Here is a 21,226-nt window from a genome sequence, read left to right as displayed (position 1 = left end):
TAAAAAGAAAGATTAAGACGAGTTACATCCTTATGAAAGTTCTTAAAAATTACGCCTATAATCTCTCCTACCAGCTGCTGGTGATTATTCTACCGATTATCACCACCCCGTATGTCACTCGGGTATTTAGCTCTGAAGATTTAGGAACTTATGGCTATTTTAATTCCATTGTCACCTATTTTATTCTCCTAGCTACTCTAGGGGTCGCCAACTATGGGACCAAGGTCATTTCAGGACATCGCAAGGAAATTGAAAAAAACTTTTGGGGAATCTACTCTCTGCAATTAGCTGCAACTCTCCTTTCTATATCCTTGTATGCTCTTCTTTGTCTGACCCTTCCCTTTATGCAAAATCCGGTAGCCTACATTTTAGGCTTGAGTTTAGTTTCAAAAGGTTTAGACATTTCCTGGCTCTTTCAAGGATTGGAGGATTTTCGAAAGATTACTGTTCGAAATATCACGGTCAAGCTCGTTGGAGTTATTTCCATCTTCCTCTTTGTTAAATCTGCAAATGACCTATATCTCTATGTCTTTTTGCTAACCATATTTGAACTATTGGGGCAACTAAGTATGTGGTTACCTGCTCGGGAGTTTATCGGTAGACCACATTTTGACATAGAATATGCTAGGCATCATTTGAAACCCGTCATATTATTGTTTCTTCCTCAAGTAGCGATTTCCTTGTATGTTACACTAGATCGTACCATGCTTGGAGCCTTAGCTTCTACAAAAGATGTAGGGATTTATGACCAGGCTCTAAAGTTGGTAAATATCCTTCTGACCTTGGTAACTTCCTTGGGAAGCGTTATGTTGCCACGTGTCGCTCATTTGTTAGCGACAGGTGATCATAAGGCAGTCAACAAGATGCATGAAATGTCCTTCCTCGTATATAATTTAGTGATTTTTCCAATGATGGCAGGAATTTTGATTGTCAATGATGATTTTGTTCAGTTTTTCCTTGGTCAAGATTTTCAGGATGCACGTTATGCAATCGCCATTATGATCTTCCGTATGTTCTTTATCGGTTGGACCAATATCATGGGAATTCAGATACTGATCCCTCATAATCAAAATAAAGAATTCATGATTTCAACAACAGCTCCCGCAATTATCAGTGTAGGTTTGAACTTACTATTCCTTCCTAAACTTGGCTATATCGGAGCAGCTATTGTTTCTGTTTTGACAGAAGCGCTAGTATGGGCGATACAATTATACTTTACCCGTAGATACCTAAAAGAAGTTCCGATTATGGGATCTATGATAAAAATTGTATTAGCATCCGCTATCATGTATGGCATTCTGCTAGGTTCAAAAACAGTGATACATTTTTCACCAACCCTAAATGTTCTAGCATTTGCAGTGCTTGGTGGAATCATTTATCTTTTTGCAATTCTATCTCTGAAAGTGGTAGATGTAAAAGAATTAAAACAAATTATTGGGAAAAAATAGAATGCATAAAACTCGGAACATTAATTTAGATTTAATAAAAGTGCTTGCATGTGTTGGAGTTGTTTTACTTCATACAACAATGATTGGATTTAAAGAAACAGGTTCTTGGAATCTTTTGGCGTATTTATATTACTTAGGTACGTACTCTATACCTCTGTTTTTTATGGTCAATGGTTATTTATTGTTAGGAAAGAAGGAGATAACTTATCCCTATATACTCCAGAAAGTAAAATGGATTCTAATAACAGTGTCATCATGGAACATTATCGTTTGGCTCTTAAAAAGAGACTTTGCGGTTAATCCAATTAAAAAAATTGTAGGCTCTCTGTTACAAAAAGGGTATTTCTTTCAGTTTTGGTTTTTCGGTGCCTTGATACTGATTTATTTATGTTTGCCTATTTTGAAAAAAATTCTGAATTCAAAAAGAAGCTATCTATATATTCTATCTTCATTGGTTACTATTGGTTTTGTCTTTGAGTTGGCAAATATGGTACTTCAAATGCCATTGCAGTCATATGTTATACAAACCTTTAGGTTATGGACCTGGTTTTTCTATTATATTTTAGGTGGATTTCTAGCACAATTTAGCTTGGATACTCTTAAAAAGTGTTTTAGGAGTTGGATGAAAGAAATGACCGTAGTTTTACTATTTGCTTCACCATTAATCTTATTTATGCTAGCGAAGTATATTCACCATAATCTTTTTGCTGAATATTTTTATGATAGTATTTTTGTGAAAGTTGTAAGTTTAGGGACTTTTTTGACGGTACTTACGTTTGATTTAAATACAGATAAAAACAGATGGATAATCTATCTTTCTAATCAAACTATGGGAGTTTTTGTTATACATACATATGTTATGAAAGTGTGGGAGAAATTAGTTGGATTTAGTTTTGCAGGAGCGCATTTGCTTTTTCTCATCTTCACATTAAGTGTAAGTTTTATTGTGGTTGGAATATTAATGAAAATCCCTTATTTCAATCGAATAGTTAAATTATAAATTATTAATAGGAGACAACTATGTACGATTATCTGATCGTTGGTGCTGGTTTATCGGGGGCAATTTTTGCCCATGAGGCAACCAAGCGTGGCAAAAAAGTAAAAGTGATTGACAAACGTGATCACATCGGTGGAAATATCTACTGTGAAAATGTTGAAGACATCAATGTCCACAAGTATGGTGCCCACATTTTCCATACTTCTAACAAAAAAGTGTGGGACTATGTGAACCAGTTCGCTGAATTCAATAACTATATCAACTCACCAGTGGCTAACTACAAGGGTAGCCTCTACAATCTTCCTTTCAACATGAATACCTTCTACGCTATGTGGGGAACTAAGACACCACAAGAAGTCAAGGATAAGATTGCAGAACAAACGGCGGATATGAAAGATGTTGAGCCCAAGAACCTTGAAGAACAGGCCATCAAGTTGATTGGTCCAGATATCTATGAAAAGTTGATCAAGGGCTATACAGAAAAGCAATGGGGACGTTCTGCAACAGACCTTCCACCATTTATCATCAAGCGCCTCCCTGTGCGTTTGACCTTTGATAACAACTACTTTAATGACCGTTACCAAGGGATTCCAATCGGTGGCTACAACGTCATCATTGAAAATATGTTGGGCGATGTAGAAGTTGAGCTTGGGGTTGATTTCTTTGCTAATCGTGAAGAATTGGAAGCATCAGCAGAAAAAGTAGTTTTCACAGGGATGATTGACCAATACTTTGACTACAAGCACGGGGAATTGGAATATCGTAGTCTTCGTTTTGAACACGAAGTCTTGGATGAGGAAAATCATCAAGGAAATGCCGTGGTCAACTATACCGAGCGCGACATTCCGTACACTCGTATCATCGAGCACAAGCACTTCGAGTATGGCGCCCAACCGAAGACGGTCATCACTCGTGAATACCCGGCTGACTGGAAACGTGGAGATGAACCCTACTACCCAATCAACGATGAAAAGAACAACGCTATGTTTGCTAAATATCAAGAAGAAGCAGCCAAAAATGACAAGGTCATCTTCTGTGGACGCCTAGCAGACTATAAATACTACGATATGCACGTGGTCATTGAGCGTGCTCTAGAAGTCGTTGAGAAAGAATTAACTAAATGACACAAGAAAAAATTGATGTCGTGGTTCTTTGGGTCGACGGAAGTGACCCGGAGTTTATCCGCGAGAAACAAGCCGTGACTGGTAAAGTTGCAGATTTGGACCAAGAAATCGACGGAGAGCAGCGTTATCGTGATTACGGGATTTTTAATTACTGGTTTCGAATGATTGAAAATCATGCCCCTTGGGTAAATCATGTTTACTTAGTCACCAATGGACAAAAACCTGAATGGTTGAACTTGGAGCATCCAAAGCTTAAGTTGGTCACTCATAAGGAATTTATCCCTAAAGAGTATCTACCTACTTATAATTCAGCGGCTATTGAGCTTAACCTCCATCGGATTGAAGGTTTGTCGGAAAACTATCTCTATTTCAATGATGATATGTATTTGATCAGAGATAGTCAGCCTTCGGATTTTTATAAGAATGGGCAACCTAAGCTTTTAGCTGTATATGATGCTTTGGTTCCTTGGTCACCATTTACAAATACTTATCATAATAATGTTGAATTGATTTATCGCCATTTTCCTAATAAAAAAGCCTTAAAATCTTCACCTTGGAAATTCTTTAATTTCCGTTACGGGTCTTTGGTTTTGAAAAACTTGCTACTCTTGCCATGGGGGCCAACGGGATACGTGAACCAGCATTTACCTGTTCCAATGAAAAAGAGTACCTTGGCACATTTATGGGAAATTGAAGAAGAAACGTTAGATAAAACGTCACGAAATAAAATTAGAGACTACGGAGTAGATGTTAATCAATACATCTGCCAGCATTGGCAAATTGAAAGTAATCAGTTTTATCCAATGTCAAAGAATTTTGGGGAGTCGATAGATCTAAATCAAGTGGATCGATTGGAGAGTATCTTTAAAGAAAAACATAAAAAACTGCTTTGTGTGAATGATGATGTTGACTTTAAAGAGGAGAATATCCTTCGTTTTAAGGAAATCTTGAAAGAACGCTATCCTGAAAAATCAGCTTTTGAAAAATGAGAAATAAGAGATGAAATACTATTTAAAAGAAGAATTTTTACACGATAACAATGTTAAAAATGCCGGTAATAAGGCACGTAATGATGTTGAAAAAATTGTAAAGAGTGAAGGTTATCAAGCCTTGGTTCTTTCAGTTGATAATTGGTACGAGATGAGTACGCTTAAAGCACAGCTTCATAAATCTAAGGCTTTTGGTCAGGCTTTGAATCAATTAAAGCAAGGTGATGAGTTATTGATCCAGTTTCCCATGCTTCACCATAGCTTTTTCTCAACGCATCATGTAAAGAAAGTTCAGAAAAAGGGTGTAAAAGTTCATTTTATTATCCATGATTTAGAAGCTCTTCGTTATGTCAAAGTTGATAATATCCCTTTGAAGCATAAGATTCGAATTCAAATTCAAGAATCAGGTCTTCTTGCTGCAGCTGATGGTATCATTGCCCACAATCCAATCATGAAATCTATTTTAGTGGATAAAGGGATTTCGGAAAGTAAGATCGTTAGCCTAGGCATTTTTGACTATTTGATTCCAAACTTCCAAGAGAAGATGGGCCTTACTAAGAATCAGCCAATTATTGTGGCTGGGAATTTGGCTCAGGAGAAAGCCGGTTATCTTTACTCTCTTCCTGAAGAACCTGCTTATAACCTTTATGGTGTCGGCTTCGACGAGAGTAGAGCTCTTGCGAATGAGACTTACTTTGGGTCCTTCCTACCTGATGAGCTTCCTGCAGCACTTGAAGGTGGCTTTGGTCTTGTCTGGGACGGGGATAGCGCAGAGACCTGCAGTGGCGTCTTTGGTGAGTACCTTCGCTATAACAACTCTCATAAGGCGTCACTATACTTAGCCTCAGGTTTCCCGTTAGTTGTATGGGAAGAATCAGCACTATCAAAGTTTGTAATGGAGAATCATTGTGGAATTACTGTAGCATCTTTATCAGAACTGATAGAAAAACTCAAAAAAATATCTGAAGAAGAATACCAAAACTTAGTGCAGTCTGCTCAAATAATAGGTAAAAATATCCGATCAGGATTTTATTTAAAATCAGCACTAGAAAGATTTGATTGAGTTAATTAATGTCATCCAACTTATTTTAAAAGTAAAACTCGTTGTTCTTATAAGGTAAATCACGGAATTTTCTTTTGTGATGATATGATAAAGAACATATAGAAAGGTTTCCAATTATGAAAGGTATTATTCTCGCGGGTGGCTCGGGGACACGTTTATATCCTTTGACTCGAGCTGCATCAAAACAACTGATGCCGGTTTATGATAAACCAATGATTTATTTCCCCCTTTCAACATTGATGTTGGCTGGGATTAGGGATATTTTGATTATCTCAACTCCTCAAGATTTGCCTCGTTTTAAAGAGCTCCTTCAAGACGGATCTGAGTTTGGGATTAAACTTTCTTATGCTGAGCAACCAAGTCCAGATGGTTTGGCACAAGCCTTTATCATTGGGGAAGAGTTTATTGGGACTGATAATGTTGCCTTGATTTTAGGAGACAATATCTATCACGGTCCAGGGCTTTCTAAGATGCTACAAAAGGCAGCAAGTAAGGAGTCAGGGGCAACTGTTTTTGGTTATCATGTGAAGGATCCTGAACGCTTTGGAGTTGTTGAGTTTGATCAGGAAATGAACGTTCTTTCTATTGAAGAAAAGCCAGAACACCCTCGTTCAAACTATGCAGTTACAGGCCTCTATTTCTACGATAATGATGTAGTAGAGATTGCCAAAAGTATAAAACCAAGCCCTCGTGGGGAATTGGAAATAACAGATGTAAACAAGGCTTACCTAGATCGTGGAGATTTATCCGTTGAGGTTATGGGACGTGGCTTTGCTTGGTTGGATACTGGGACTCATGAAAGTTTATTAGAAGCTTCACAGTACATTGAGACAGTTCAACGAATGCAAAATGTTCAGGTTGCAAATTTGGAAGAAATTGCTTACCGCATGGGTTATATCAGTCGCGAAGATGTGTTGGCCTTAGCTCAACCACTTAAGAAAAATGAATACGGACAGTATCTGCTCCGTTTGATTGGAGAAGCATAGATGACAGACAAGTTTTTCGGTAAGACTCTTGCAGCACGCAAGGTTGAAGCTATTCCAGGCATGTTGGAGTTTGATATCCCAGTTCATGGAGATAATCGTGGCTGGTTTAAAGAAAATTTCCAGAAGGGAAAAATGATTCCACTTGGATTTCCAGAATCATTCTTTGCAGAAGGAAAATTGCAAAACAATGTATCCTTCTCTCGAAAACATGTCCTCCGTGGCCTCCACGCAGAGCCTTGGGATAAGTATATTTCTGTAGCAGATGGTGGTAAAGTTTTGGGTTCTTGGGTTGATCTACGCGAGGGAGAAAGCTTTGGCAATACTTATCAGACAGTTATAGATGCTAGCAAGGGAATTTTTGTTCCTCGAGGCGTGGCTAATGGCTTCCAAGTTTTATCAGATACAGTTTCGTATAGTTATTTGGTCAATGACTACTGGGCTCTAGAACTCAAACCTAAGTATGTCTTTGTAAACTATGCTGATCCAAGCCTTGGTATCGAATGGGAAAATCTTGCAGAAGCAGAGGTTTCAGAAGCAGATAAAAATCATCCACTACTAAAAGATGTAAAACCTTTGAAAAAAGAAGATTTGTAAAAAGGAAAGAATATGACTGAGTACAAAAATATCATCGTGACAGGTGGAGCTGGTTTTATCGGTTCCAACTTTGTCCATTACGTTTACAAGAATTTTCCAGATGTTCATGTGACTGTTCTGGACAAGTTGACATATGCTGGGAACCGCGCGAATATTGAGGAAATTTTAGGTGATCGTGTTGAGTTAGTTGTTGGCGACATTGCTGATGCAGAGTTGGTAGACAAGTTGGCAGCTCAAGCAGATGCTATCGTTCACTATGCAGCGGAAAGTCATAATGACAATTCACTGAATGATCCATCGCCATTTATACATACTAACTTCATCGGAACCTATACTCTTTTGGAAGCGGCTCGCAAGTACGATATTCGTTTCCACCATGTATCTACAGACGAAGTTTATGGTGATCTCCCTCTACGCGAGGATTTGCCAGGACATGGTGAAGGTCCAGGTGAGAAATTTACTGCTGATACCAAATACAATCCTAGCTCTCCTTACTCATCAACCAAGGCTGCTTCAGACTTGATTGTAAAAGCTTGGGTACGATCATTTGGTGTCAAGGCAACGATTTCCAACTGTTCAAATAACTACGGTCCTTATCAACACATTGAAAAATTCATTCCACGTCAGATTACTAACATCCTAAGTGGAATCAAGCCAAAACTTTACGGTGAAGGTAAGAACGTTCGTGACTGGATTCATACTAATGACCATTCTTCAGGTGTTTGGACAATCTTGACAAAAGGGGAAATTGGTGAGACCTACTTGATTGGAGCTGATGGCGAGAAGAACAACAAGGAAGTCTTGGAACTAATTCTTAAGGAAATGGGGCAACCTGCGGATGCTTATGATCATGTGACTGACCGTGCAGGACACGACCTTCGCTATGCAATTGATGCAAGTAAGTTACGTAAAGAGTTGGGTTGGAAACCAGAATTTACAAACTTCGAACAAGGTCTCAAAGAAACCATTCAATGGTACAAAGATAACCAAGAGTGGTGGCAAGGAGAAAAAGAAGCTGTTGAAGCAAACTACGCTAAGACACAAGAGGTTCTTGAAAAATAAAAGACAGAAACTTTCTGCTTTTTATTGCTATACAGTAGGCTTGTTAATCAGTTGAAAGGAAGAAAAATGATTTTAATTACTGGAGCAAATGGCCAATTAGGAACTGAACTTCGTCATTTATTGGATGAGCGTAATGAGGAGTATGTCGCGGTTGATGTGGCTGAAATGGATATCACCAATGCAGAGAAGGTTGAGAAAGTTTTTGCTCAAGTGAAACCGACTTTAGTTTACCACTGCGCAGCTTACACAGCTGTTGATGCGGCAGAGGATGAGGGGAAAGAATTGGACTTTGCCATCAATGTTACAGGAACTGAAAATGTTGCAAAAGCGTCCGAAAAGCATGGTGCAACTCTAGTCTACATCTCTACCGATTATGTGTTTGACGGTAAGAAACCAGTTGGACAAGAGTGGGAAGTTGATGACCAACCAAATCCACAGACAGAATATGGTCGGACTAAGCGTATGGGAGAGGAACTTGTAGAAAAATACGTTTCTAACTTCTATATTATCCGTACCGCCTGGGTTTTTGGAAATTACGGCAAAAACTTCGTGTTTACCATGCAAAATCTTGCAAAAACACATAAGACCTTGACAGTTGTAAATGATCAACATGGTCGTCCAACCTGGACGCGTACCTTGGCTGAATTTATGACTTACTTAGCTGAAAACCGAAAGGAATTTGGTTATTATCATTTGTCAAACGATGCGACAGAAGACACAACATGGTATGATTTTGCAGTTGAGATTTTGAAAGATACAGATGTGGAAATCAAGCCAGTAGATTCAAGTCAATTTCCAGCAAAAGCTAAACGCCCGCTAAACTCAACAATGAGCCTTAATAAAGCTAAAGCTACTGGATTTGTCATTCCATCGTGGCAAGATGCCTTGAAAGAATTTTATAAACAAGAAATAAAATAAGAAGCTAGAAACTAGCTTCTTTTTTCTTTTTTTAAAAAGACAAAAATGAAAAAGAATATCATGCAAAAAGAGGGCGTATAACCAAGTGTATGTCGATATCATCCTTGATGTAAAAATGAATGGAAAAATAACTGCAAACAGATAAACAATTTTTGGAAATATAATGAATTTCATAATCATTTTTCAGTTAGATTGACTGTTTTACACTGTTTTTTAAAGAAAAAGAAAAAAGATGGACTTGTAATGGAATATTAAAATAAATTTAATGAAAAACCTTCAATAAAATCACAAAAAATTAGTCACGAATCGGATTTTTGTGATATAATATTCTGTGAATAGCTATGCCTTCTTGTAGCTGTTAAAAAATCAAAGTGTGAAACTTGGAAGATAGAGAGGACGCAATGTAATGACTAGAAATGGTTTCTTTACAGGCTTAGATATCGGAACAAGCTCAATTAAAGTGTTAGTTGCTGAGCTTGTAGATGGTGAAGTAAATGTAATCGGTGTTAGTAACGCCAAAAGTAAAGGTGTCAAGGATGGGATTATCGTTGACATCGAAGCCGCAGCGACGGCTATCAAATCTGCTATTTCTCAAGCAGAAGAAAAAGCAGGAATTTCAATCAAATCAGTAAACGTTGGACTTCCAGCAAACTTGTTGCAAGTTGAACCAACTCAAGGGATGATTCCTGTCACATCAGACACGAAAGAAATTACAGATCAGGATGTCGAGAATGTTGTTAAATCAGCTTTGACAAAGAGCATGACACCTGATCGCGAAGTAATTACTTTTGTGCCAGAAGAGTTTGTAGTGGACGGTTTCCAAGGCATTCGCGACCCTCGTGGTATGATGGGTGTTCGTTTGGAAATGCGCGGTCTTCTCTATACAGGTCCAAGAACCATTCTTCACAACCTTCGTAAAACTGTAGAACGTGTTGGAGTTCAAGTTGACAACGTGATTATTTCACCACTTGCAATTGTAAACTCTGTTCTTAACGAAGGCGAACGTGAATTTGGAGCGACTGTTATCGATATGGGTGGCGGCCAAACAAGTGTAGCAACTATCCGTAATCAAGAGCTTCAATACACAAACGTTTACCAAGAAGGTGGCGATTACGTCACAAAAGACATTTCAAAAGTTCTTAAAACTTCTAAGAAAATTGCAGAAAGCTTGAAACTTAACTACGGTGAAGCTTACCCACAACTTGCAAGCAAAGAAACTTTCCAAGTTGAAGTTATTGGAGAAGTAGAACCTGTAGAAGTTACAGAAGAATACTTAGCTCAAATTATTTCAGCTAGATTGAAACATATCTTTGAACAAATCAAACAAGATTTGGAAAGAAGACATTTGTTGGATTTGCCAGGTGGTGTTGTTCTGATTGGTGGGAATGCTATTCTACCAGGTATCGTTGAGCTTGCCCAAGAAGTACTTGGAGTTCGTGTGAAACTTTACGTTCCAAACCAAGTAGGTATCCGCAATCCTGCATTTGCGCATGTGATTAGTTTATCTGAATTTGCTGGAAGTCTTACAGAAGTTAATGTTTTGGCTCAAAGAGCTATTAGAGGAGATCAAGTTTTGCGTCAACAACCAATTGACTTCAGAACTTCAAGTCAGGAAAAACCTGCGACTTCTCAACGTTCAGTATTTGGTACAGCTTCAACTGAAACAGCAGAACCAACTTATACTGCTGATTCAACAACTCCAAATCAATCAGAAGAAAAACCAAAATTGACTGAACGATTCCGTAGCTTAATCGGAAGCATGTTTGATGAATAGGATAGAGGAATAAAATATGACATTTTCATTTGATACAGCAGCAGCACAAGGTGCAGTAATTAAAGTAATTGGTGTCGGTGGCGGTGGTGGAAACGCCATCAACCGCATGGTTGACGAAGGTGTTTCAGGCGTTGAGTTCATCGCAGCCAACACAGATGTACAAGCTTTGAGCAGTACAAAAGCTGAAACAGTTATCCAACTTGGTCCTAAATTAACTCGTGGACTGGGTGCTGGAGGACAACCTGAAGTTGGTCGTAAGGCTGCTGAAGAGAGCGAAGAAGTTCTAACTGAAGCTATCAGCGGTGCAGACATGGTCTTCATCACTGCTGGTATGGGTGGTGGTTCTGGTACAGGTGCTGCACCAGTTATCGCTCGTATCGCTAAAGGTTTAGGTGCTTTGACTGTTGCTGTTGTGACACGTCCATTCGGTTTCGAAGGAAGCAAACGTGGTCAATTCGCAGTTGAAGGGATCAACGAACTTCGCGAGCATGTTGATACGCTCTTGATTATTTCAAACAACAACTTATTAGAAATTGTTGACAAGAAAACTCCACTTCTTGAAGCTTTGTCTGAAGCAGATAACGTTCTTCGCCAAGGTGTTCAAGGGATTACAGATTTGATTACAAATCCTGGTTTGATCAACTTGGACTTTGCAGACGTGAAGACAGTAATGGCAAACAAAGGGAACGCCCTTATGGGTATTGGTATTGGTAGCGGAGAAGAGCGCGTTATTGAAGCAGCTCGTAAAGCTATCTACTCACCACTTCTTGAAACAACTATTGATGGAGCAGAAGATGTTATCGTTAACGTAACTGGTGGCCTGGATATGACTTTGATTGAAGCAGAAGAAGCTTCTGAAATCGTCAATCAAGCTGCTGGACATGGTGTAAACATCTGGCTCGGTACTTCTATTGATGAATCAATGAAAGATGAAATCCGTGTAACTGTTGTTGCTACTGGAGTTCGTCAAGATGCAGTCGAAAAAGTTGTAGCGCCACAACCAAGACAAGCGTCATTCCGTGAACCAGTAAAATCTGGACATACTCACACTTATGACCGTCATTTTGATTTGGCAGAAACAGCTGAACTTCCAACTCCTTCACAACGTCATACTGAAGCACCTAAAGCATCAGCTTTTGGTGACTGGGACTTGAGACGTGATTCAATTGTTCGTCAAGGTGAATCAGTCGTATCACCAGTTGAGCGTTTCGAAGCTCCAGCTTCTGACGAAGATGAGTTAGAAACACCACCATTCTTCAAAAACCGCTAATAGAAATGGATTTAAAAGAAAATACAAAGCAGGTATTTCAACAGGTTACAAAAGTAGTTCAAGAAACCGGCCGTGAAGACGGTTCGGTTTCTGTAATTGCCGTAACAAAATATGTTGATATTGCAACCGCAGCAAATTTGATCCACCAAGGAGTCAAACACATCGGTGAAAACCGTGTCGACAAATTTCTTGAAAAGTATCATGCTTTAAGTGATAAAGATGTTACTTGGCACTTGATTGGTAGCTTACAAAGAAGAAAAGTCAAGGATATTATTCCTTTTGTTGATTATTTTCATGCTTTAGATTCTTTGAAATTAGCCCAAGAGATTCAAAAACGTGCCAATCGAACCGTTAAATGTTTTTTGCAGGTCAATATTTCTGGCGAGGAAAGCAAGCATGGTTTTTCAAAAGAAGAACTGTTGACAGTCTTACAAGATTTGTCTAGCTTGGATAACATAGAGTATGTTGGTCTCATGACCATGGCTCCGTTTGAGGCTCAAACAGAAGAGTTGCAAAAAATTTTTAAAGAAACGCAAGAGTTGCAACAATACATTCGTGAACAACAACTCCCCAATATGCCAATGACAGAACTAAGTATGGGAATGAGTCGTGACTATAAAGAAGCGATTCAATCTGGCTCGACTTTTGTTCGAATTGGTTCAGCATTTTTTAAATAGGAAATAATCATGTCATTAAAAGATAAATTTGATAAATTTATAGATTACTTTACAGAAGATGGAGATGAAGTTGCTTCAGAAGTTGTAGCTGCACAACCTGAACGTTCACTAGCTTCGGTTCCTCAAAAAAGAGAATTACCACAGCAAGCAGCTGCTCAAGAATCTTCTCCAGTTGAAACAAAAGAGAATAACATTACTAAACTTCATGCCCGTCAGCAACAACTAGCTATGGAAAGCCATCGTAGTACTGAAAAAGTAACAATCGATGTTCGTTACCCACGCCGTTACGAAGATGCGACAGATATTGTTGATTTGTTAGCTGGAAATGAAAGTATCTTGATTGACTTCCAATATATGACAGAAGTTCAAGCTCGTCGTTGTTTAGATTACTTGGATGGAGCACGTCATGTCCTTGCTGGGGAGTTAAGAAAAGTTGCGAACACAATGTATCTTTTGACACCAGTAGGTGTTGTAGTAAACATTGAGGATATTCGTTTACCTGAAGGAGCTCAAAGTGAAGAGTACGACTTTGATATGAAGAGAAATAGAGTACGTTAATGTTTCTAATAATTCGTTTTATCCAAAATGTTACAGACATCTATTCGCTGATACTTGTAGCTTTTGCTCTGTTATCATGGTTTCCTAATGCCTATAACACCCAGTTGGGAAAGCTTTTGGAGACTTTGTGTAAACCAATTCTTGAACCTCTGAAACGTCTACCACTTCAAATTGCAGGTTTGGATTTCTCTGTTTGGATAGCTCTAATTCTCTTGCGAATGATTAGTCGCTATCTCATCAATTTACTGGTCGTATTATGAGTAAGGATCTTTACCAACATTTCGCAACTGAGGATATTCCATTCATCGATAAGGGATTGGAATGGTTGAGGCAAGTCGAGGAGCACTATGCACCGATTTTATCTCCTTTTATAAATCCTCACCAAGTATTTATCTTGGAAACGTTGGGAAATAATAGAGGAGTAAACGTCTTCTCTAGTACGAGTCATATCTCTTCAGAGTACGCTAGGGTGATTCTAGCGCCAGATTACTTCACGCCAAGTTTGGAAGATTTTGAAATGACCTTGCTTGAGATCCTGTATCCCAGCAAGTTTCAGCAACTGACCCATTCAAAGATTCTGGGAACAGTTCTCAATCGACTGGGTATTGATCGTAAGTTGTTCGGAGACATTCTGGTGACAGAAGATAAAGCTCAAATTATTGTCGATCGAAGATTTACCACTCTTTTCCAGGATGGAATTCAAAAGATCTCCAAGTTGCCTGTAAGTTTAGTAGAACGCCCTTTTTCAGATAGGATAGAATCTAAAGATGACTATCAAGAAAAAGAAGTCTTGGTTTCAAGCCTGCGACTGGATGCCTTCTTATCTAGTATATTGAAATTATCACGTTCGCAAGCTGCAGCCCTGGTTGAAAAGAAGTTGGTTCAGGTCAATTATCATATAGTTGAAAAATCTGACTATCAGGTAAAAATTGGTGATTTAATCAGCGTCAGACGCTTTGGCCGAATGATCTTACTTAAAGAAAACGGTCAGACCAAGAAAGATAAGATTAAATTAACAGTCCAATTGTTATCAAGTAGATGAGGGGGAAAGATGTCAATGAAACCTTCAGAAATTAGAGAAATAAAATTCTCTATGCAATTCAGAGGCTATGATACTGACGAAGTCGATGTTTTTTTAGAAGATCTTTTTAATGATTATGAGGAATTATTTCGTTTTAAGCAAGAAAATGAAAACTATATTAAAGATTTAGAAGAACATCTCTTGAAGTTTACGGATGATATCCCTAACAGAAGAATAACAAGTGAAAAAGAAGCTCCCCTTGGGTACACATCTACCCCTAAAAGAGAAGAAATAAATGAACAAGAACCAGTCAATGATTCTATTTTTTATTAAGTAAGTGAGGAAAAATATGCCAATTACATCGTTAGAAATTAAGGATAAAACCTTTGGTGTTCAGTTTAGAGGTTTTAACCGTGAAGAAGTTGATGAATTTTTAGATATTGTTGTTCGTGACTATGAAGCACTTGTACGAAGCAATCATGAAAAAGAACAACACATTAAAAACTTAGAAGAACGTTTGTCGTATTTTGATGAGATTAAGGATTCATTGAGTCAGTCAGTTTTGATTGCCCAAGACACAGCTGAACGTGTAAAACAAGCTGCGAATGACCGTTCTAATAACATCATTAAGCAGGCTGAGCAAGATGCTCAACGTTTACTTGATGAAGCTAAGTATAAAGCCAATGAAATTTTGCGACAAGCTACAGATAATGCTAAAAAAGTTGCTGTAGAAACTGAAGAGTTGAAGAACAAGAGCCGCGTCTTCCACCAACGTTTAAAATCAACAATCGAAAGTCAGTTGGCTATTGTTGATTCATCAGATTGGGAAGAAATTTTGCGTCCGACTGCAACATATTTGCAAACTAGCGACGAAGCTTTCAAGGAAGTCGTCCAAGAGGTTCTAGGTGAAGAGGTATCTTCATACCAGGAAGAAGAGCCAATTGACATGACTCGTCAATTCTCTCCTGAAGAGGTGGCAGAACTTCAAGCGCGGATTGAAGCAGCTAACAAGGAATTGTTAGAATCAGAGCAGGTAGCTGAAGAGTCAAGTAAGACTGAAGTTGAAGTTCAATCAGTGACTGAAACTCCTGCTGAACCTGTGCAAGAGGAAGTGTCTCAAGACGATCCGAACAATCAACAAGAGTCAGTTCTAATTTTATAAGAATCTTATTAGAGAACAAGAGTTTATCAAACACATTTCTAGCGAGTAGGAGATGGTGAAAGTCCTGCAATCCCTGTTGGTAAATGTATCCTCTCTTAGTATCAAGTCTGAAATGAGTAAGATTTGACGTTGCCCACGTTACGGGAAAAGAGGGAAAGAGACCAGTTCTTTTTCCAAACAAAGGTGGTACCACGATTTTCGTCCTTTTTGCGAGTCGTGGTTTTTATATTGTCAATTTATATTAAGGAGTAATCATGAAACTAAAAGAAACACTAAACCTTGGGAAAACAGAATTTCCAATGCGTGCCGGACTTCCAACCAAAGAGCCAGTATGGCAAAAAGAGTGGGAAGATGCAAAACTTTACCAACGTCGTCAAGAATTAAATGAAGGAAAACCTCACTTCACTCTTCATGATGGCCCTCCATATGCTAACGGTAATATCCACGTAGGACATGCTATGAACAAAATTTCTAAGGATATCATTGTTCGTTCAAAATCGATGTCAGGATTCTACGCACCATACATTCCAGGTTGGGATACTCATGGTCTGCCAATCGAGCAAGTCTTGGCCAAACAAGGTGTCAAACGTAAAGAGATGGACTTGGTTGAATACTTGAAACTTTGCCGTGAATACGCCCTCTCTCAAGTAGATAAACAACGTGAAGACTTTAAACGTTTGGGAGTTTCGGGTGATTGGGAGAATCCATATGTAACACTGACTCCTGACTATGAAGCGGCTCAAATCCGTGTCTTTGGTGAAATGGCTAACAAAGGCTATATCTACCGTGGAGCTAAGCCTGTTTACTGGTCTTGGTCATCTGAGTCAGCTCTTGCTGAAGCGGAAATTGAATACCATGACTTGGTTTCAACATCCCTTTACTATGCCAACAAGGTTAAAGATGGCAAGGGTGTCCTAGATACAGATACTTACATCGTCGTCTGGACAACAACTCCATTCACCATCACGGCTTCTCGTGGTTTGACTGTTGGTGCGGATATTGATTACGTCTTGGTGCAACCAGCTGGCGAATCTCGTAAGTTTGTGGTTGCTTCAGAATTATTGAACAGCTTGTCTGAGAAATTTGGTTGGGCAGATATTCAAGTTTTGGCAACTTACCGTGGACAAGAACTCAACCACATCGTGACAGAGCACCCATGGGATACAGCAGTAGATGAACTCGTTATCCTTGGTGACCACGTTACAACTGATTCTGGTACTGGTATCGTCCATACAGCTCCTGGTTTTGGTGAGGATGACTACAATGTCGGTGTTGCCAATGGGCTTGAAGTTGCTGTGACTGTTAACGAACGCGGGATCATGATGGCAAATGCAGGTGCTGAGTTCGAAGGTCAATTTTACGACAAGGTGGTACCAACTGTTATCGAGAAACTGGGTGATTTGCTCCTTGCCCAAGAAGAAATCTCTCACTCCTATCCATTTGACTGGCGTACCAAGAAACCAATCATCTGGCGTGCAGTTCCACAATGGTTCGCTTCTGTATCAAAATTCCGTCAAGAAATCTTGGATGAAATTGAAAAAGTGAAGTTCCACTCAGAATGGGGTAAAGTGCGTCTTTACAACATGATCCGTGACCGTGGTGACTGGGTTATCTCTCGTCAACGTGCTTGGGGTGTCCCACTTCCAATCTTCTATGCTGAAGATGGAACACCAATCATGACTGCTGAAACGATTGAGCATGTAGCTCAACTCTTTGAAGAGCATGGTTCTATCATCTGGTGGGAACGTGATGCCAAAGATCTCTTGCCAGAAGGATTTACACATCTAGGTTCACCAAATGGCGAGTTCAAGAAAGAAACAGACATCATGGACGTATGGTTCGACTCCGGTTCATCATGGAATGGAGTCGTGGTCAACCGTCCAGAACTCAAATATCCAGCAGATCTTTACCTAGAAGGTTCTGACCAATACCGTGGTTGGTTTAACTCATCACTCATCACATCTGTTGCCAATCATGGCGTAGCACCTTACAAACAAATCTTGTCACAAGGATTTGCCCTTGATGGTAAAGGTGAGAAGATGTCTAAATCTCTTGGAAACACCATTGCCCCAAGCGATGTTGAAAAACAATTTGGTGCGGAAATCTTGCGTCTCTGGGTGACCAGTGTGGACTCAAGCAATGACGTGCGTATCTCTATGGATATCTTGAGTCAAGTCTCTGAAACTTACCGTAAGATCCGTAACACCCTTCGTTTCTTGATTGCGAACACATCTGACTTTAACCCAGCTGAGGATGCAGTAGCTTACGAAGAGCTTCGTTCCGTTGATAAGTACATGACTATCCGCTTTAACCAACTTGTTAAGACTATTCGTGACGCTTATGCAAACTTCGAATTCTTGACCATTTACAAGGCCCTTGTTAACTTCATCAACGTTGATTTGTCTGCCTTCTATCTTGATTTTGCCAAAGATGTTGTTTATATCGAAGGTGCCAAATCACTTGAACGCCGTCAGATGCAAACAGTCTTCTACGATATTCTTGTGAAAATTACGAAGCTTTTGACACCAATTCTTCCTCACACTGCAGAGGAAATCTGGTCTTATCTTGAGTTTGAAACTGAAGACTTCGTTCAATTATCAGAACTACCAGAAGCTCAAACATTTGCTAACCAAGAGGAAATCTTGGATGCCTGGTCAGCCTTCATGGACTTCCGTGGACAAGCTCAAAAAGCCTTAGAAGAAGCACGGAATGAAAAAGTGATCGGTAAATCTCTTGAAGCTCACTTGACGGTTTATCCAAACGAAGTAGTGAAGACTCTTCTTGGAGCGATCGATAGCAATGTTGCTCAACTCTTGATTGTCTCAGAATTGACCATTGCAGAAAGTCCAGCTCCAGAAGGTGCAGTAGCCTTCGAAGATGTTGCCTTCACTGTTAAACGTGCAGCTGGTGAGGTTTGTGATCGTTGCCGTCGCATCGATCCAAGTACAGCAGAACGTAGCTACAACGCAACCATCTGTGACCACTGTGCAAGCATCGTAGAAGAAAACTTTGCGGATGCAGTAGCAGAAGGATTTGAATCTAAATAGTCTAACAAAAATACAGGAGAAATTCCTGTATTTTTTTAAAAAATAAAAACTTTAATAAAAATATGGTATAATATACCTTATTAAAATAAAAGGAGATATTTATGAAGACAAAAACACTAGCACAAGTAGATGGCTTTATTGGTATTATTGCAGGGGCAATTTTAGCTTTCTTACCAATTTTTATGGTATTTCTTGCAGCTATTTCGGAAGATGAAGATGCAGCAGGGCTAATTTTGGGCATTATTTTCATTGTTTTCTCTTTAGTGAAAATTGCAACCCTCATTCTTGGAATTCTCTCACTAGTCTATTATCAGGACGACAAACGTATCTCATTGGCGCCATCGATTCTATTTATTGTTGGATCTGTAGTTGCCTTGATTCCTTTCCTTGGATGGATTGGTGGAATCGTCCTTATCATCGGAGGAGCTTTGTACCTAGCAAGCTTGAAACAATTTAGAATTGAAGAATAAATTATTTCTAAGGGAAGAGTCAGAGAGCTCTTCTCTTTTTCGTTGATTTTAACTAGCTTTTTTGTGAAAAATTGTGTAAAATAGAATAGATAAACGAGGGCAACCTCGAAAAATAAAAGGAGAATCCAACTAATGGTAAAATTGGTTTTCGCTCGCCACGGTGAGTCTGAATGGAACAAAGCTAACCTTTTCACAGGATGGGCTGACGTAGATCTTTCTGAAAAAGGTACTCAACAAGCTATCGATGCTGGTGAATTGATCAAAGAAGCTGGTATTGAATTTGACCAAGCTTACACTTCAGTATTGAAACGTGCAATCAAAACAACGAACCTTGCACTTGAAGCATCTGACCAACTTTGGGTTCCAGTTGAAAAATCATGGCGCTTGAACGAACGTCACTACGGTGGTTTGACTGGTAAAAACAAAGCTGAAGCTGCTGAACAATTTGGTGATGAACAAGTTCACATCTGGCGTCGTTCTTACGATGTATTGCCTCCTGCAATGGACCGTGATGATGAACACTCAGCACACACTGACCGTCGTTACGCTTCACTTGACGACTCAGTTATCCCAGATGCTGAAAACTTGAAAGTGACTTTGGAACGTGCCCTTCCATTCTGGGAAGACAAAATCGCTCCAGCACTTAAAGATGGTAAAAACGTATTCGTAGGAGCTCACGGTAACTCAATCCGCGCTCTTGTGAAACACATCAAAGGTTTGTCAGACGACGAAATCATGGACGTGGAAATCCCTAACTTCCCACCATTGGTATTCGAGTTTGACGAAAAATTGAACGTGGTTTCTGAATACTACCTTGGTAAATAATGTAAAATAGGGTCTAGGATTATTCCTAGGCTTTTTTATTTAAAAAAATAGGGAAACGCAAGGTACAATTTAACTTGTCAAAGATAAGAATTCTTGTTATAATAGATAGAACGGAGGCGCTATGGCACTTAAAAAAGCAAGTTTAGCCTGTGCGGTTTGCGGTTCGCGAAATTACTCGATTAAAATTAGTGGGAATCCCAAACCGACTCGCTTAGAAGTAAATAAATTTTGTAAACATTGTGGTAAATACACAACACACCGAGAAACGAGATAGGAGAAAAGAATGGGTTTTATTAAGGATATCTTTACACTTCTTAAAGATACAACTTGGCCAACACGAAAACAAAGTTGGGTAGATTTTAAATCTATCATGGAATACACTGCCTTCTTTGTTGTCATCATTTATATTTTTGACCAATTAATCGTTAGCGGATTGATTCGATTCATTAACATTTTTTAAAATAGTATAAATAGGCTGAAAGAAGTTTATCAATAAGAAAGGAAAAAGATGGATAGTTTTGATAAAGGATGGTTTGTCCTACAAACATATTCTGGTTATGAAAATAAAGTAAAAGAAAATCTCTTGCAACGTGCACAAACATACAATATGTTAGATAACATTTTGCGTGTTGAAATTCCAACTCAAACTGTACAAGTTGAAAAAAACGGGAAGAAAAAAGAAGTTGAAGAAAATCGTTTCCCGGGTTATGTCCTTGTAGAAATGGTCATGACTGATGAAGCTTGGTTTGTAGTTCGTAATACACCAAACGTTACAGGGTTTGTTGGGTCACACGGTAACAGATCTAAACCAACTCCGCTTTTGGAACAAGAAATCAGAGATATCTTGGTATCAATGGGACAAACGGTGCAAGAATTCGATATCAATGTTGAAGTCGGCCAAACAGTTCGAATCATTGATGGTGCCTTTACTGATTACACAGGAAAAATCACTGAAATTGATAATAACAAAGTGAAAATGATTATTTCAATGTTTGGTAATGATACTGTGGCAGAAGTTAACTTAAACCAAATTGCCGAATTGTAACATTACTTAAGAATATATAAAATCAATTTTTAACTAATTATAGCTTTCGTTTTTGTCAACTACTTTTTCCAAGAACTAGTTGACAAGACGAAAAAAGTGTATATAATAGAAAGAGTTGAAAAAGCTCAAGGTCCGTTGGTCAAGGGGTTAAGACACCGCCTTTTCACGGCGGTAACACGGGTTCGAATCCCGTACG

The 21,226-nt window shown here is 38.9% G+C and carries 23 protein-coding genes and 1 other annotated feature; all 23 genes read left to right on the top strand.

What is annotated here, in order from left to right; genetic code table 11:
* Positions 1-32 precede the first annotated feature (32 nt).
* The 23 genes from ACVC7R_RS07995 to nusG all read left to right on the top strand — a co-directional run bounded on the left by ACVC7R_RS07995 (position 33) and on the right by nusG (position 21,030).
* Positions 33-1,448 (top strand): flippase, encoded by a 1,416-nt coding sequence (locus tag ACVC7R_RS07995; protein WP_447264262.1) that lies wholly within the window; start codon positions 33-35, stop codon positions 1,446-1,448.
* Between the two features lies 1 nt (position 1,449).
* Positions 1,450-2,448 carry an acyltransferase gene (locus ACVC7R_RS07990; protein ID WP_447264261.1) on the top strand — a complete coding sequence of 333 codons (999 nt, stop codon included), beginning with the start codon at positions 1,450-1,452 and terminating at the stop codon, positions 2,446-2,448.
* A 20-nt stretch (positions 2,449-2,468) separates the two neighbouring features.
* Positions 2,469-3,569 carry a UDP-galactopyranose mutase gene (gene glf / locus ACVC7R_RS07985; protein ID WP_447264260.1) on the top strand — a complete coding sequence of 367 codons (1,101 nt, stop codon included), beginning with the start codon at positions 2,469-2,471 and terminating at the stop codon, positions 3,567-3,569.
* Positions 3,566-4,558: a stealth family protein gene (locus ACVC7R_RS07980; protein ID WP_447264259.1), complete on the top strand. Its 993-nt coding sequence runs from the start codon at positions 3,566-3,568 to the stop codon at positions 4,556-4,558. Before glf ends, ACVC7R_RS07980 begins: the two co-directional genes overlap by 4 nt.
* A gap of 10 nt (positions 4,559-4,568) precedes the next feature.
* The gene (locus ACVC7R_RS07975) at positions 4,569-5,621 is read left to right on the top strand and encodes a galactofuranosyltransferase (protein WP_447264258.1); all 1,053 of its coding nucleotides are present in this window, start codon (positions 4,569-4,571) and stop codon (positions 5,619-5,621) included.
* Positions 5,622-5,737: 116 nt separating this feature from the next.
* The gene (gene rfbA / locus ACVC7R_RS07970; RefSeq protein ID WP_447264257.1) at positions 5,738-6,607 is read left to right on the top strand and encodes a glucose-1-phosphate thymidylyltransferase RfbA; all 870 of its coding nucleotides are present in this window, start codon (positions 5,738-5,740) and stop codon (positions 6,605-6,607) included.
* Positions 6,608-7,201: a dTDP-4-dehydrorhamnose 3,5-epimerase family protein gene (locus ACVC7R_RS07965; protein WP_447264256.1), complete on the top strand. Its 594-nt coding sequence runs from the start codon at positions 6,608-6,610 to the stop codon at positions 7,199-7,201. It begins immediately after the preceding gene.
* 12 nt (positions 7,202-7,213) lie between these two features.
* A complete protein-coding gene (gene rfbB / locus ACVC7R_RS07960; protein WP_447264255.1) occupies positions 7,214-8,263 on the top strand; it encodes a dTDP-glucose 4,6-dehydratase in 1,050 nt (349 codons plus the stop codon).
* Between the two features lie 66 nt (positions 8,264-8,329).
* Positions 8,330-9,181, top strand: a complete 852-nt coding sequence (gene rfbD, locus ACVC7R_RS07955) for a dTDP-4-dehydrorhamnose reductase (protein WP_447264254.1) — start codon at positions 8,330-8,332, stop codon at positions 9,179-9,181.
* A 406-nt stretch (positions 9,182-9,587) separates the two neighbouring features.
* Positions 9,588-10,955, top strand: a complete 1,368-nt coding sequence (gene ftsA / locus ACVC7R_RS07950; RefSeq protein ID WP_447264253.1) for a cell division protein FtsA — start codon at positions 9,588-9,590, stop codon at positions 10,953-10,955.
* A 16-nt stretch (positions 10,956-10,971) separates the two neighbouring features.
* Positions 10,972-12,225 carry a cell division protein FtsZ gene (ftsZ, locus tag ACVC7R_RS07945; protein ID WP_447264252.1) on the top strand — a complete coding sequence of 418 codons (1,254 nt, stop codon included), beginning with the start codon at positions 10,972-10,974 and terminating at the stop codon, positions 12,223-12,225.
* A 5-nt stretch (positions 12,226-12,230) separates the two neighbouring features.
* On the top strand, positions 12,231-12,902 hold the full coding sequence (locus ACVC7R_RS07940; RefSeq protein ID WP_447264251.1) for a YggS family pyridoxal phosphate-dependent enzyme: 672 nt from the start codon (positions 12,231-12,233) through the stop codon (positions 12,900-12,902).
* A 9-nt stretch (positions 12,903-12,911) separates the two neighbouring features.
* On the top strand, positions 12,912-13,460 hold the full coding sequence (locus tag ACVC7R_RS07935) for a cell division protein SepF (RefSeq protein WP_447264250.1): 549 nt from the start codon (positions 12,912-12,914) through the stop codon (positions 13,458-13,460).
* Positions 13,460-13,720: a YggT family protein gene (locus tag ACVC7R_RS07930; RefSeq protein WP_447264249.1), complete on the top strand. Its 261-nt coding sequence runs from the start codon at positions 13,460-13,462 to the stop codon at positions 13,718-13,720. The genes ACVC7R_RS07935 and ACVC7R_RS07930 overlap by 1 nt, the downstream gene beginning before the upstream one ends.
* The gene (locus tag ACVC7R_RS07925; RefSeq protein ID WP_447264248.1) at positions 13,717-14,502 is read left to right on the top strand and encodes a YlmH family RNA-binding protein; all 786 of its coding nucleotides are present in this window, start codon (positions 13,717-13,719) and stop codon (positions 14,500-14,502) included. Before ACVC7R_RS07930 ends, ACVC7R_RS07925 begins: the two co-directional genes overlap by 4 nt.
* Positions 14,503-14,511: 9 nt before the next feature.
* Positions 14,512-14,814, top strand: a complete 303-nt coding sequence (locus ACVC7R_RS07920; RefSeq protein WP_447264247.1) for a DivIVA domain-containing protein — start codon at positions 14,512-14,514, stop codon at positions 14,812-14,814.
* Between the two features lie 16 nt (positions 14,815-14,830).
* On the top strand, positions 14,831-15,643 hold the full coding sequence (locus tag ACVC7R_RS07915) for a DivIVA domain-containing protein (protein WP_447264246.1): 813 nt from the start codon (positions 14,831-14,833) through the stop codon (positions 15,641-15,643).
* Positions 15,640-15,852 (top strand) — a binding site (T-box leader). Its footprint overlaps the gene before it by 4 nt.
* A gap of 45 nt (positions 15,853-15,897) precedes the next feature.
* Entirely contained in the window at positions 15,898-18,690 is a 2,793-nt protein-coding gene (ileS, locus tag ACVC7R_RS07910) for an isoleucine--tRNA ligase (protein ID WP_447264245.1), read from the top strand.
* Between the two features lie 101 nt (positions 18,691-18,791).
* A complete protein-coding gene (locus ACVC7R_RS07905; RefSeq protein ID WP_447264244.1) occupies positions 18,792-19,160 on the top strand; it encodes a hypothetical protein in 369 nt (122 codons plus the stop codon).
* A gap of 132 nt (positions 19,161-19,292) precedes the next feature.
* Positions 19,293-19,985: a phosphoglycerate mutase gene (locus ACVC7R_RS07900; RefSeq protein ID WP_447264243.1), complete on the top strand. Its 693-nt coding sequence runs from the start codon at positions 19,293-19,295 to the stop codon at positions 19,983-19,985.
* 121 nt (positions 19,986-20,106) lie between these two features.
* Positions 20,107-20,259 carry a 50S ribosomal protein L33 gene (gene rpmG, locus ACVC7R_RS07895; RefSeq protein WP_001809375.1) on the top strand — a complete coding sequence of 51 codons (153 nt, stop codon included), beginning with the start codon at positions 20,107-20,109 and terminating at the stop codon, positions 20,257-20,259.
* A gap of 9 nt (positions 20,260-20,268) precedes the next feature.
* The gene (secE, locus tag ACVC7R_RS07890) at positions 20,269-20,445 is read left to right on the top strand and encodes a preprotein translocase subunit SecE (RefSeq protein ID WP_004254104.1); all 177 of its coding nucleotides are present in this window, start codon (positions 20,269-20,271) and stop codon (positions 20,443-20,445) included.
* Between the two features lie 48 nt (positions 20,446-20,493).
* Complete coding sequence (nusG, locus tag ACVC7R_RS07885; RefSeq protein ID WP_016466132.1) at positions 20,494-21,030, top strand: transcription termination/antitermination protein NusG; 537 nt, start codon at positions 20,494-20,496, stop codon at positions 21,028-21,030.
* The last annotated feature ends 196 nt before the right edge of the window (positions 21,031-21,226 follow it).

The organism is Streptococcus sp. Z554, from assembly GCF_053010305.1.
The sequence above is the reverse complement of the archived record's forward strand: the minus strand, read 5'-3'. Positions and strand labels throughout refer to the sequence as shown.